This is a genomic window from Anaerococcus porci (assembly GCF_034090325.1).
Taxonomy (GTDB): domain Bacteria; phylum Bacillota; class Clostridia; order Tissierellales; family Peptoniphilaceae; genus Anaerococcus; species Anaerococcus porci.
In genome coordinates this window covers 1-13,897 of record NZ_JAXDSU010000010.1, presented here as the reverse complement: position 1 = coordinate 13,897, position 13,897 = coordinate 1, and the positions used below count along the sequence as shown (strand labels likewise).

Here is a 13,897-nt window from a genome sequence, read left to right as displayed (position 1 = left end):
TACTAAACCTCCATAACTTTTATAATACTAAAAGAGAGTTCATTTTCTTCCATAATTTTTCTTATTTGTTCTTCATTATCAGTGAAGAACTTATAACAAAGACCACACCCTGCTCCAAGTTCATCAGGGATGGGTATAAGTTCTCCTTTTAAATCCTTATCCTTAAAAAATTCTTCTGTTATAATAGCTTCACTTGTAGTATCAAAACCTACAACAACATTCATAAATCCCCCTTCCATAAGTAAAGTATAACATATTACATTTCCAAGTTCAATAAAACGTTTTTCTTAACTTGATTTATCATATTATGTTATTATATATATAAAGAAGTAAAGAAGAGGGGATTATGAATAAAATTAAGACAGAATCAAAAATCGGAAAAATAAATAGGACTTTTATAAAGGATGAGACTTATAATCTTCTTTCCCAAAAAATTATTAGTGGAGATTTAAGACCTTGTCAAAGACTTAGGGTAAAGGAACTTTCAGATGAACTTGGTATTTCAAGGACTCCTGTAAGAGAAGCTCTACTTCAACTTGAAAGTGAGGGGCTTGTTTTGACTAAGGCCAATAGGTGGACAATTGTCGCACCAATCAATCCAAAAGAAGCTTTAAATATATATCCTATAATATACAGCCTAGAAGAGCTAGCCTTAGAAGAAGCTTTTGATAAAATTGGCCCAAAAGAAATTAGTAAACTAAGGGAAATAAATGATAGAATAAAGGACTTACATGACAAAAGTGACCAATTAGGGATAATAAAGAAAGACAATGAGTTTCATAACTACATAACAAACTTATCAGGTAATGAAGAAATTGGTCCCATTTTACAAAAGTTAAAAAGAAGGGTAGAAAGAATGGAGCTTTACTTTTTTGAAAACTCTGAAAGTAACTTCACAACTTATATAGAGCATCTTAAAATAATAGAATCCTTAGAAGAGGGTAAGCTAGAGAAGTCTAAAAAGTCCCTTGTTAGAAATTGGACTTCAACTATAGAAACTATAGTTAATTTATCTAAAGAAATAAATATAGAAGATAATGAAATTTCAAACTGATTTTTTCATTTTAGTATATAAAATATTATAAATAACATTTTAGTATATAAAATATTATAAATAAAAAGCTTTTGCAGGCTTAATTGAAACTTGCAAAAGCTTTACTTATTTTTATATTAGAAAATTTTATAAGATACTTTTTCTCAAAATCCTTTACAAAGAAACTAACAAAGCTTACAAAAGAGTCTATCTTTATAAAGATTATTCTGCTTGAGGCGATATTTTAAGATCTAAAAATAAATCGTTATATAAAATTGTGGTCTCTTTACCCAAGTCTTTAAAGACTTCAAGCTTATTTATAATATCATCATCTGGATAAAGAGTCTTATTCTCACGTGCCTCAGGACTTATTAGTTCCATTGCCTTTTTGTTTGGAGTAGAATACCAAACATAATCAGCATTTTTAGCTGCAACATCAGGTCTTAAAAGATAATTTATTAGCTCATAGGCTCCCTTAGTATTTTTACTTGTTTTTGGAATAACTATATTGTCAAACCAAATATTTGACCCCTCCTTAGGTATGGTATAGGATAAGTTTTCATTTATTTCCTGTGCCATAGCAGCCTCACCTGAGAATGTTATTCCTATATCCGCCTCTTCTTGAGCCATATACATCCTTATCTCATCTGCAAGTAGGGCTTTTACATTTTTCATAAAGGGTACTAGGTCATTTTTTGTCTCTCTTAATATCTTTTCATCTTTTTCATTTAAACTTCTTCCCTTTGCCAAAAGTCCAATTCCAAGGGTTTCTCTTGCCCCGTCAAAGGATAAAATTTCTCCCTCATATTTTTTATCCCAGAGCTTTTTCCATGAGTCAAAGTCACTTTCATCATATTTTTTGTTGTTGTAAATTACACCAAAGGAACCCCAAAAATATGGAATAGAATACTTATTGTTAGGGTCATAAGAAAGATTTAAAAATCTTTGATCTATGTTTGAAAGACCCTTAATTTTAGAATGATCAAGTTCTTTGAGCATACCCTTATCTCTCATCATCTCAACTGTATATTCTGATGGGAAGGCAAGATCATAAGAGGTTTTACCCTGTTCAATCTTTGCCATCATGGCCTCATTTGAATCAAAAGTTTCATATATTATATGATATCCTGTTTCCTTCTCAAAATCCCTTAAAATCTCAGGGTCGATATAATCTCCCCAATTATAAAAGTAGATATTTTTCGAACTTATCCCATCATTATTTGCATTTAACCTATTTTGTCCAAGAATAAGTAGGCTAAGTAAAAGGATGATTCCAATAATAAATTTATATACCTTATTCATAGCTTAGCCTCTTTTCTTTTCTTTGTATTAAATAATATCCAATAACCATAAGTAGGGATATAAGGAATATCAAGGATGATAAAGCATTTATCTCAAGAGAAATACCTGTTCTTACTCTTGAATAAATTTCAACTGAAAGAGTTGAAAAACCTGATCCTGTAACGAAAAATGTTACTGCAAAATCATCAAGAGAATATGTTAGGGCCATAAAAAACCCCGAAAAAATTCCACTTGCTATGTTAGGCAAAATTATCCTATTTAAAATTGTCATATCACTTGCCCCTAAGTCCTCAGCAGCTTTCATCATATCACGATTTAGGGCATATAATCTTGGAAGAACCATAAGGACGACTATAGGTATTGAAAAAGCAATATGTGATAGTAGTACAGAGAAAAACCCCATAGGAATCTTTAAAAGAAAGCTAAATAATATTAGAAATGATGCCCCCATCATTACATCAGGAAGAACCATAAGGACACTATTTAAGCTCAAGACTTTCTTTCTCAATTTGTTGCTTCTCATATAATATATGGAAATCGCCCCAAGAGTACCTATAATAGTTGCTATAAGAGAGGATAAAAGAGCGAGAATTGCAGTATTAAAAACTATATTTATAAGTCTTTTATCTTCAAATACACTTATATAATGGTCAAAGGTAAAGCCTTCAAAGCTTGTCATATTTCCACCACTATTAAAGGAGTAGAAAATCAGATAGACTAAGGGAAGATACATTATTATAAAGACAAATACAAGATATATATTTGAAAACTTAGTTTTTTTATTTCTCATTTTCCACCCCTCTCCTATTTAAGATAGAAATCACTACAAACATCATAAATATTAAGACAAGCCCTATAGTTGAACCCATGCCCCAATTTTGGGTTACAAGATAGTGTTGTTCTACTGCTGTTCCCAAGGTTATAATCTTATTTCCTCCGATTATTCTTGTGATAAGAAAAAGCGATAAAGACGGAATAAAAACCGCCTGAACTCCTGCAACTATCCCATCCATAGAAAGTGGCAAGATTACTTTCCTAAAGGTTTGAATCTTATTTGCACCTAAGTCTTCGCTAGCTATAATATATTCATTAGGTATAGAATCAATAGACCTAAAGATAGGAAGAATCATAAATGGAAGTTCAACATATGATGCAACCAATATAAAGGCAGGATTTGTAAACAAGATTCCTTCACTAGCAAGACCCAAAAAACCTGCTATGCTGCCATTTTTATTAAAAAGTCCTATAAAGGCATAAGCCTTTAAAACAAGATTTATCCAAGTAGGAAGTATTACCAAAAGTAGAATCAAATCTTTGTGCTTGGCCTTTGTCAAAAAATATGAAAAAGGATAGGCCCATAAAAGCGTAAAAGCCGTAATCAAAAAGGCTGTCAAAAATGAATTGAGGGTCATAATTATATAGTTTTTGTTTGAAAAATATGCCCTATAATTATCAAGAGTTAAATTTCCATATATATCATAAAATGATTGGTATAGAAGAAGAAGTATAGGTGCTACTATAAATATCAAAATCCATATATAATAAATAAACGATAATCTTTGGTATTTTTTAGCCATCACTTTCTCCTTGTGCATACTTCTCAATTCTCTTGTCAAAGTCATCTTCACTTTCGTTATAACGCATAACATGTATATTATCTGCCTCTATAGAAATTCCTATATCATCACCTTCTTCAAAAACCTCAGTTGTGTGAATCTTCCACCTAAAATCAGATGAATCAAAACAAATAAGCTCATTAAAAACGCCGCGAAATAAGATATTATCAATATTTACAACTATATCAGCATCATTTACAGAAACTATTTTTATATCTTCAGGTCTTATAACAACCTCTACTCTTTCATCTTTTGCAATACCTGCGTCAGAACAGTCAAAAACTTTTCCAGAAAATTCTACCTTATAATCATCAACCATCCTAGCTTTTAGGATATTACTTTCTCCAATAAACTCTGCTACATAGCGATTTATTGGCTCATCATAGATATCTGTAGGAGGGCCTTGTTGGACAATCTTTCCCTTATCCATTACAAAAATCCAATCACTCATAGCAAGAGCTTCTTCTTGGTCATGAGTTACAAAAACAAAAGTTATTCCAAGCTCCCATTGAAGGTCACGAAGTAGAACTTGCATTGACTTTCTAAGTTTCATATCCAGCGCTGAAAGTGGTTCATCTAGAAGAAGCACATCAGGCTTATTTACTATAGCACGAGCTATAGCAACTCTTTGCATTTGTCCTCCCGACATCTGGGATACCTCACGCTTTTCAAAACCGGATAGGTTTACCATATCAAGAGCTTTTTTTACCTCTTCTCTTATGATTTTTTTGTCGGTCTTTTTTACCTCAAGGCCAAATGCCACATTGTCATATACATTCATATGGGGAAATAGAGAATAATTTTGAAAAACAGTATTTACAGTTCTCTTATTGGCAGGAACATTACCTACATTTTTCCCATTAATATAAACTTCTCCCTTATTAGGTTCCAAGAAACCTGCTATTAAGTTAAGGATAGTGGTCTTTCCACATCCTGAAGGCCCTAAAAGGGTATAAAATTTTCCCTTTTCCAACTCCAAATCAATAGACTTAAGGATTTCATCATCATCATAAAACTTTGAAACTCCCTTAAGCACAACTGAGTACTTATCAAAATTTTCACTCATATAATCACCCCTTTTTTCATAATAAAAAGTATACCATAAATAAATCGAATATATCACACATAAACATCTTTTATTAAAAATATATAAATAATCTTATAAAAGTTAAATTAAGAGCTTATATGTTTTTGAAATTTCCTAAAGATGCACTAATAGATGAATATAGGATTAAGGACAGGTAGCTTGAAAGCTTATTTTTGCTCAAAATCTCATCATTGGAGAAATAGTCAATAATTATACTTGCTATAGCTCCAGCATACATTTTAGAAAGAAAATTTTTATAATCATCTGGACAATTATAACCTAACTTTTTTTCGATATTTTCTATCAATATAGAAGTTACTTCAAAAAAATCATCATAGAAAAACTTCTTAAGACCCTCACTTCCAATGGAATCATAGGCACAATTTAAGATAACTTGATTATTTTCAAGATAGTCCATTACAAAAAATATGGCTTTCTTGTAATCCTTGCTTAAGTCAAACTCTTTAACTACATGTACTGCCTCATCTTCCAACATCCACTTAAATAAGTCTTCTACACTTTCAAAATGGTAATAAAAAGTTTTTCTATTTACATCGCAAACTCTTACTATCTCTGATATAGAAATTTTACTTAGACTTTTTTCTTTCATAAGTTTTTTAAGTCCCTTAGCAAATTTCTTTTTTGTATTATAAGATATTTCTTCATTTTTCATATTATCACCTTTATTTATTATACAAGTATCCCAAATCTTTTCTAAAATAATTTATGGTCAATTTATATAATTTTATCCCATATCACTCACTTGTATATAAATTGACCATTTTAAATGAGATTTAAAATCCTATAATACAAATGTATAAATATAAAAGGAGTAGTTTAATCTAATGAAAAAAATATTTAAAGAAATTATAAAACATCCAAGGGCTGTTATCCTATCTTTTCTTCTCATGATAGGCATATCTGTCTTTTTTTACCCCAAGATTTCGGTAAACTACAATATTAATGATTACCTGCCAGAAGATAGTGACTCAACTCTTGCCCTTGATAAGATGAATAGTGAATATGATGATCCCATTCCTAATGCTAGGATTATGATTAAAAATGTTAGCATTAATGAGGCTTTAGCCTATATAGAAAAAATAGAAAATGTAAAAGGTGTAAATAGTATTAATTGGCTTGATGATATAATCGATCTTAAAAAACCTTTAGAAACTTATGATAAAAACTTAATTGATAACTACTATAAAAATAAAAACGCCCTTATAAATGTAAGCATAGATGAAGAAGAAACAATCTCTGCTACAAAAGAGATTAGAAAAATCATCGGCGAAAATAATAATATGACAGGTTCTGCTGTTAATACCGCAGTAGCTACCGAATCTACAGTAAGTGAAATAAGAATTATTACTATTGTTGGAGTTATGTTTATGATATTTGCATTAATACTTACTACAGAATCTTTTATAGAACCTCTTATTGTAGTAATAGGACTTTTTTCTGCAGTTATTATAAATGCAGGAACTAATATTATTTTTGGAGAAATATCTTTTGTAACTAATGCTGCAGGAAATGTACTCCAACTTGCAGTATCTCTTGATTATTCGGTATTTATCCTACACAGATACAAGGAAGAGAAGAAAAAATACAAGCAACATTTAAAGGCGATGGATGAGGCCTTAAACAACTCTTTTTCTTCTATAATTTCATCAGCATCAACTACTATAATAGGATTTTTGGCCTTATGTTTCATGCGTTTTGGTATAGGACGTGACCTAGGACTTGCCCTTGCGAAGGGTATTACAATCTCCCTTGTAACAGTCTTTACCCTAACACCAGTTTTAATCCTTTATATGGATAAACTAATAGAAAAAACTGAACACAGATCATTTGTTCCTTCATTTGAAAGGTTTGGAAAACTTGTCACCAAACATATGTATGTATTTGTTGCAATTTTTGTCATCCTTGTAATTCCATCCTATCTTGCATCAAATTCCAACTCATATTTTTATGGATCAAGTAGGATTTTTAATGAAGAAACAAAACTTGGACAAGATACTAAAGAAATAGATGATGTCTTTGGAAAAAATGATAATTATGTTTTACTGCTTCCTAAAAGAGAGCTTGAAAAAGAAAAAGAACTTAGCAAGGAATTAAAAAAAATAAGTGAAGTTGATACGATTCTTTCTTATGTTGATACAGTTGGAGAAACCATCCCATCTGAGTTTTTGGATAAGGATATAGAAGAGAAATTTAACTCCAAGGACTACACAAGAATGATTATATCTGTTAAGGCAGACTTTGAAGGTGAAAAGACAACAAAACTTATAGAAAAGATCCAAAGTAAAACAAGTAAATATTACAAAAATGACTACCACCTAGTTGGAGAAGGAATCTCTACCGATGATTTGAGAAAAACTATAACAGAAGATATGAAAATGGTTAATATAATAGCAATAGTAGCAGTATTTATAGTCCTACTTTTGACAGAAAAAAGTATATCTATACCAGTTATATTGGTTCTTGCTATAGAAACAGCTATATTTATAAACCTATCTATCCCATATTTCATGTCATCTACAGTGTTTTATATCTCTTATCTTATAATATCAACAATCCAACTTGGAGCGACTGTTGACTATGCTATTTTGTTTACTGAAAGATATTGTGAAACTAGAAAAATTTATAATAAAAAAGAAGCTATAATAGAAACTATTAAATCTTCCACAGTATCAATTCTTACATCAGCATCAACCCTTACAGTTGTAGGCTTCTTACTTGGAAAGTTATCAAGTCATGGAATTTTATCCCAATTAGGATATTTTCTAGGTTTTGGTACTTCAATTTCTCTAATAATAGTTTTATTTGTCTTACCAGGACTTTTATCCATATTTGATAAAATAATACAAAAAACATCAAAAGATTTAGACTTTAAGGAGGTCATATGAACAAAAAATTAACATCCCTTGCTCTAGCTCTTGCCATAGTAGGCTCAAGTATAAGTCCAGCTATTGCAAGTGAGGAAAACAAAAAAGAAGAAGTTGTCTACATTAACACTAAAGAGAATGGAGATGTAGATAAAATGAATGTTGTAAATATATTTTCTAAAGGAAATGTAGTCGATTATGGAGATTATGATGAGGTTAAACTTCTAAACTCCAACAAAAAAATAGAAAATAATAAAGGAGAGATAAAGTTTGAAGCTGATAAAGAAAGAACCTACTACCAAGGTGAACTTAAAAACAATCAATCTCCTTGGGATATAGTTATAAAATACTATTTAAATGATAAAGAAATAGATGCAAAAGATATAAAAGGTAAAAATGGCAAAATTAAAATCAGAATAAAAATCAGTAAAAATACAAGTGTAAAAAATGACTATTTTGATAATTACGCCCTTCAAGTAAATACAAAGCTTGATACAGAAAAAATAGAAAATATAAATGCAGAAGGAGCAACACTTGCAAATGAAGGCTCGAATAAATTAATAACTTATACTGCTCTTGCTGGTAAGGGGCTTGATAAGGAGATTACATTTGATGCTAAAGATTTTTCCTATCCTGGTTTTTCAATAAATGCTGTTAAACTTTCACTTGATGTAGATATAGATAAGGGTGATATAGATAGTAAAATCAACGAACTAATTGATGCTACAAAACAGCTAAATGATGGATCTAATGACTTAAATAACAAATCAGACGACTTAAAATCAGCTTCATCAGCCCTAAACGATGGCATGGAAAATCTTTCTAGGGGAAATGCCGACTTTTCAAAAGGAGTAGATACACTATATAAATCTATAAGTACAGTTCAAAATGGGCTAACAAGCCTTAATAATAAGTCTGAATCTTTAGTAAATGGATCAAATGAAGTTCAAAATGCCCTAAATGAAATCGAAAAGTCTTTAAATAATATGCCAACAGACTCAGATAGGACTGGGGAATTATCAAAAGCTTCAAGCGATATAAGGGATGGGATAAAAACACTTGATGAATCTCTATCATTGGCAATTGATGCAACAAATCCTAAAAGCTATCAAAACACTTTAAAAAGTAAGAGACTTGACCAAGAAAAACTAAGGGCTTCAAACGATCAAGCAATTGGAGAGATAGATGAAACTATAAAATTATTAAAACAACAATTAGCCTTAGCTGAACTTAATAATACTTCCGAAAACAAAGAGAATAATCAAAATAAGGAAAATAACACCAAAAATATTCCAAGTGAAAATCCTAATTCAGGTAATAATAAAGAACAAAGTCCTCAAAAAGATGAAAATAAAGATACAGATAAAGCAAAGGAAAAAACACCAGGCGAAAATGATGACAATATAAAAAGTAATGATGATAATAATAAAGAAAGTGAAAATAAAAAAACCAAGGCCATAACTGCTATTAAAACTTCAAATCAAAATGCTGATATGATAAGGCAACAAATATATATGCTTGAAAATACTAAAAAACTTCTACAAGCAAATAACGCCAATATAGATGGTACAAATGTCTATCTTAAAGGAGTAAACGATTCATTTTCTCAAATAAAAAATGGAGCAAACATATTAAATACAAACTATGAGAAATTTGATAAGGAAATCCAAAATATTTCATCAAAATTAACTGAACTTAAAATCCAAAGTCAAAGATTAAGTGATGCTATAAGAAAGCTTAATGCTAACTATAAGCTCTTAAATCAAGGAATCATATCCTACACATCTTCCCTTGCTAAGATAGAAAGAGGAAATATGCAAATCTTAAAAGGAGTTGAAGACCTATCTACTGCAAATTCAAAACTTGTTAAAGGATCTAATGACTTAAAAGATGGTACAAATAAGCTAAATGAAGGTATAAACCAATATACCAATGGTGTTGGTAAGCTTAATAATGGAATAAATGAATTCTATAATGAAACTTCTGATATGGACAAAGATCTAAATAAAAAAATTGATGAGATAAAAAAATCCTTAGGAGATAAAAACACTCCAACCAAATCATTCTCATCAGACAAAAATGGTGAAATAAAAAGTTTACAATTTGTAATCCAAACAGAAAAAATCGAAAAAGAAGAAGAAAAAACTGAAAGTATTAAAGAAAAGAAAGAAGATAAAAACTTTATAGAAAAATTTAAAGACCTATTTAAATAGAGACAAAACAGGGACTGTTGCAGAATAAATTAATTGTTTAAAAATTATTACAAATTTCTCCACAACAATTTGGACTCCATGAGCCGGCAGGCTATTCTCAAATTGTCTATGAGTAACTTGTAATTATTAAACGTTAGAAATTCATAATTCTGCAACATTTCCTTTTTTTATTTGACCACTTATCCTAATATTTTTGCCACTTGTCCAAAATATGATGAAAATTAAATTATAGGTCTTATAATAATATCAAGATATATATATCAAATATTTTAAGGAGGTTAATTTGAAAGTTGAGATAATCATAGACAAGTCACTAGATGATACCTTGGTAAAAATATATACACCTTCCTATTCCAAAGATATAGAAAGTATTCAAAAGTCACTTGAAAATTTAAATAAAAATGTCCTAGTGGGTTTTAAAGATGGTGAGGTCTATATACTTGATTATAAGGACATAGTAAGATTTACTACAAATGATAAGAAAATATATATAGAAACTTTAGATAATAGATTTATGACAAGGCTTAGACTTTATCAAATAGAAGAAAGGGTAGATAATAAGTATTTTTTAAAGATATCTAGGTATGAAATTATAAATATAGAATATGTAAAAAGACTAGACCTATCCTTTAAAGGAACTATAGCAATAGAATTTAAAAATGGAGAAGTTTCATATGTATCTAGAAGGTATTTGAAAGAATTTAAAAAAATTTTAGGATTTTAGGAGGATATTATGAATAAATTTTTTAAATATATTATTTCTTTTGTAATCGGAGTTGGCATAGGTAATTTGATTGAACTTTTTGTATCAATAATACTAGGAAAACTTACAATGGGTGTACCAGAATTTGTAAATGGTCAAAGTTCAGTTCTTACGGCAAAAATAATTGAAACAATACTATATGGTGGTTTTGGAATAGTGGCAAGATTTTTCGGAGAAAAAATCACTTATGAAAACTTAACCAAAAATACCATAATCCACTTTCTAGGTATGGTCATTTACTTTTCTATAACAGGCTTATATCTAAAATGGTTTACTTCAATATCAAGTCTTATAATGTCATTAATAAGCTTCACTCTTATATATGCACTTATATGGTATATAATCTATAGGACGGAGAAAATGGAGGTTCAAAAGATTAATAAAAAATTAAATGAAATTAACAAAGAATAAACAACAAAATAGTGAGAGTCTATGAAAAGTTTGGTGTATCAACCTAAATCCTTATAAGAAGGTAAGGGTTAATACATTTTTATGTATCAATTTTTATCCATTCCCATGAAATAGAACTTGGCTTAATTTTACTTAAGCTAATAAGCCGTCAAAATTTATGAAAATTTGCAGATATTTTATATACTTTCTACTTTTTTCTAGGATATAATTATTTGAAAATATTGTTTTGTTTCTGCTTTTTTGGAATATTAAAATGGGGCTGTTGCAGAATGAATTAATTGTTCTAAAATCATTACAACGAAAATTTTCTCAATGAACTCAGCATATTTTCAAATTATCTATGGCTTACTTGTAATGATAGAGTGTTAGAAATTCACAATTTTACAACAGTCCCATTTTTCATCTACAAACTATTTTACAATTTTTAGCTTGTTTTACTAATTATCAAATTTTTCAATAAATAGATTTACTATATTATCTATATTAAATCCTAACTCTTTAGTAACTTCCTCACCTTTGCCTGAAATTCCAAAGTCATTTATAGAAACATTTATTCCTTTGTCACCCGTAAATTCACTCCAACCAAATGATGAAGCCATTTCTATACTTATCCTATTTTTAATATTTGATGGCAAGATTTTTTCCTTATATTCTTTATCTTGTTTTCTAAATAATTCCATTGAAGGCATACTTACTACTCTTACATATTTGCCTTTTTCTTTTAATTTTTCTTGTGCTTTTAGAGCAAGATCTACTTCTGAACCCGTTGCTATAAGTATTCCATCAACTTTTTCACTGTCTTTTATTATATAGGCTCCCTTTTCGATTGTTTCAATTTCCTCTGTTTCTTTTAGGTTCTTTAAATTTTGGCGTGATAGAACTATCACTACTGGACTTTCTTTGCTCTCTAGAGCTATTTTCCATGATAGCCTTACTTCATTCGCATCTGCAGGCCTTAATACTATAGTGTTTGGAATAGATCTTAACATAGCTAATTGCTCTACTGCTTCATGCGTAGGACCATCTTCTCCAACTGCTATAGAATCATGGGTAAATACATATGTTAGTGGTAGTTTTGAAAGGGCTGACAATCTGATTGCAGCTTTTAGATAATCTGCAAATACAAAAAATGTAGATACATGATGGAAGCTACCCCCATGAGCTATTATTCCATTACCAATAGCTGCCATTGCAAATTCTCTTACCCCATACCAAATATTTCTACCTTTTGGATCATCTTTAAAAGATTTTGATTTCTTTATATCTGTTTTATTAGATGAAAATAGATCTGCACTTCCACCCCAGAAGTTTATTTCATTTTTGGCTATATCCTGAATTATTTGTCCACTTGATGCCCTACTTGCTAGAGCATCCATTGTTGAGTCATATTTCTTTACATTTCTAAATAGATTTTCATCAATTTTTCTTTCAATTCCATTTATTAGTGATTTGTAGTTGTCTGGGAAGTAGATTTCATATTGGCTTAGAAGTTCATTCCATTTTTTGTTTTTTTCTTTTCCCCTTTTTATTATTTCTTCTTCAAACTTTTTATATACTTCTTTTGGTATTTTGAAGTCTTCATATTCCCACTTATAAGATTTTTTTGCAAAGTCAAAGTCTTCTTTTCCTATGGGTGCCCCATGAACTTTATTTGTACCTTGATTTTGAGAACCATAGCCAATTATTGTTTTTATCTCTATTAGGCTTGGCTTATTTTCTTTTTTTGCATCTTCAATTGCCTTGTATATATCCTCTAGATTTTCTCCATTTTCAACTTTGATGTAGTTCCAGTTAATAGATTCCATTCTTTTTTCTATGTCTTCTGAGAAAGATGTTGATAGATCTCCATCTAGGCATATATTATTAGAATCATATAATACTATCAACTTATCAAGTTTTAAATGTCCTGCAAGGCTCATAGATTCATAGGATATTCCTTCCATCAAGTCACCATCTCCACATAAGGCGTAAGTGTAGTGATCAATTATTGGAAATTCTGGCTTATTATATAAGGAAGCCATATGTTTTTCAGCAATTGCCATTCCTACAGCATTAGCAATTCCTTGTCCTAGAGGACCGGTTGTGACTTCTACTCCATCTGTATGCATCCTTTCTGGATGACCTGGAGTTTTTGATCCTATTTGTCTAAAATTTTTTAAGTCGTCTATGCTCAAGTCATATCCTGAAAGGTGAAGTAGTGAATATAGCAAGGCAGAGCCATGGCCTGCTGATAAAACAAATCTATCTCTATTAAACCATGAAGAGTTTTTTGGGTTTACATTTAAGATTTTATTCCATAGAACATAGGCCATTGGTCCTGCTCCCATTACTATGCCTGGATGACCACTATTGGCTTTTTCTATTTGTGCTATTGATAGGCTTCTTACTGCAGAGACAGCTAAAGCATCATTTTTATCAAACATATCTTTCTCCTACTTTTCTCTTTTAACAAAGCTATCCCAGTCTTTTTTGAAATTTTCTATTCCTTGACTTGTTAGTGGGTGGGTCCACATTTTCTCAAATAATGTCCCTGGTATTGTTGCTATATCACTTCCTGCTAAGGCTGCTTCTTCTAGATGTTTGTTTG

Annotated in this window: 12 protein-coding genes; 5 read left to right on the top strand and 7 right to left on the bottom strand. The window is 30.1% G+C overall.

The features are described from left to right. Positions 1–2: 2 nt before the first annotated feature. Complete coding sequence (locus tag SOR60_RS01550) at positions 3–224, bottom strand: DUF3343 domain-containing protein (protein ID WP_320595026.1); 222 nt, start codon at positions 222–224, stop codon at positions 3–5. Between the two features lie 122 nt (positions 225–346). Here SOR60_RS01550 and SOR60_RS01545 point away from each other — a divergent pair, with 122 nt between their 5' ends. Next, on the top strand, positions 347–1,054 hold the full coding sequence (locus SOR60_RS01545) for a GntR family transcriptional regulator (protein ID WP_320595025.1): 708 nt from the start codon (positions 347–349) through the stop codon (positions 1,052–1,054). 201 nt (positions 1,055–1,255) lie between these two features. Here SOR60_RS01545 and SOR60_RS01540 read toward each other — a convergent pair whose 3' ends face one another. The 5 genes from SOR60_RS01540 to SOR60_RS01520 all read right to left on the bottom strand — a co-directional run bounded on the left by SOR60_RS01540 (position 1,256) and on the right by SOR60_RS01520 (position 5,711). After that, on the bottom strand, positions 1,256–2,335 hold the full coding sequence (locus SOR60_RS01540) for an ABC transporter substrate-binding protein (RefSeq protein ID WP_320595024.1): 1,080 nt from the start codon (positions 2,333–2,335) through the stop codon (positions 1,256–1,258). Continuing rightward, on the bottom strand, positions 2,328–3,125 hold the full coding sequence (locus tag SOR60_RS01535) for an ABC transporter permease (RefSeq protein ID WP_176269760.1): 798 nt from the start codon (positions 3,123–3,125) through the stop codon (positions 2,328–2,330). The genes SOR60_RS01540 and SOR60_RS01535 overlap by 8 nt, the downstream gene beginning before the upstream one ends. Continuing rightward, positions 3,115–3,912: an ABC transporter permease gene (locus tag SOR60_RS01530; RefSeq protein ID WP_154540215.1), complete on the bottom strand. Its 798-nt coding sequence runs from the start codon at positions 3,910–3,912 to the stop codon at positions 3,115–3,117. Before SOR60_RS01530 ends, SOR60_RS01535 begins: the two co-directional genes overlap by 11 nt. Further along, entirely contained in the window at positions 3,905–5,017 is a 1,113-nt protein-coding gene (locus SOR60_RS01525; RefSeq protein WP_154540213.1) for an ABC transporter ATP-binding protein, read from the bottom strand. Before SOR60_RS01525 ends, SOR60_RS01530 begins: the two co-directional genes overlap by 8 nt. A 115-nt stretch (positions 5,018–5,132) precedes the next feature. Continuing rightward, the gene (locus SOR60_RS01520; protein WP_320595023.1) at positions 5,133–5,711 is read right to left on the bottom strand and encodes a TetR/AcrR family transcriptional regulator C-terminal domain-containing protein; all 579 of its coding nucleotides are present in this window, start codon (positions 5,709–5,711) and stop codon (positions 5,133–5,135) included. Between the two features lie 172 nt (positions 5,712–5,883). Here SOR60_RS01520 and SOR60_RS01515 point away from each other — a divergent pair, with 172 nt between their 5' ends. From SOR60_RS01515 to SOR60_RS01500, 4 genes are all read left to right on the top strand, one after another. Then, positions 5,884–7,944, top strand: a complete 2,061-nt coding sequence (locus SOR60_RS01515) for an efflux RND transporter permease subunit (RefSeq protein ID WP_320595022.1) — start codon at positions 5,884–5,886, stop codon at positions 7,942–7,944. Beyond that, entirely contained in the window at positions 7,941–10,136 is a 2,196-nt protein-coding gene (locus SOR60_RS01510; RefSeq protein ID WP_320595021.1) for a hypothetical protein, read from the top strand. The genes SOR60_RS01515 and SOR60_RS01510 overlap by 4 nt, the downstream gene beginning before the upstream one ends. A gap of 283 nt (positions 10,137–10,419) precedes the next feature. Next, positions 10,420–10,860, top strand: a complete 441-nt coding sequence (locus tag SOR60_RS01505; RefSeq protein WP_320595020.1) for a LytTR family DNA-binding domain-containing protein — start codon at positions 10,420–10,422, stop codon at positions 10,858–10,860. A gap of 9 nt (positions 10,861–10,869) precedes the next feature. Beyond that, positions 10,870–11,310 carry a DUF3021 domain-containing protein gene (locus SOR60_RS01500; RefSeq protein ID WP_320595019.1) on the top strand — a complete coding sequence of 147 codons (441 nt, stop codon included), beginning with the start codon at positions 10,870–10,872 and terminating at the stop codon, positions 11,308–11,310. A gap of 437 nt (positions 11,311–11,747) precedes the next feature. Here SOR60_RS01500 and tkt read toward each other — a convergent pair whose 3' ends face one another. Next, positions 11,748–13,733, bottom strand: a complete 1,986-nt coding sequence (gene tkt, locus SOR60_RS01495) for a transketolase (protein WP_320595018.1) — start codon at positions 13,731–13,733, stop codon at positions 11,748–11,750. Between the last annotated feature and the right edge of the window lie 164 nt (positions 13,734–13,897).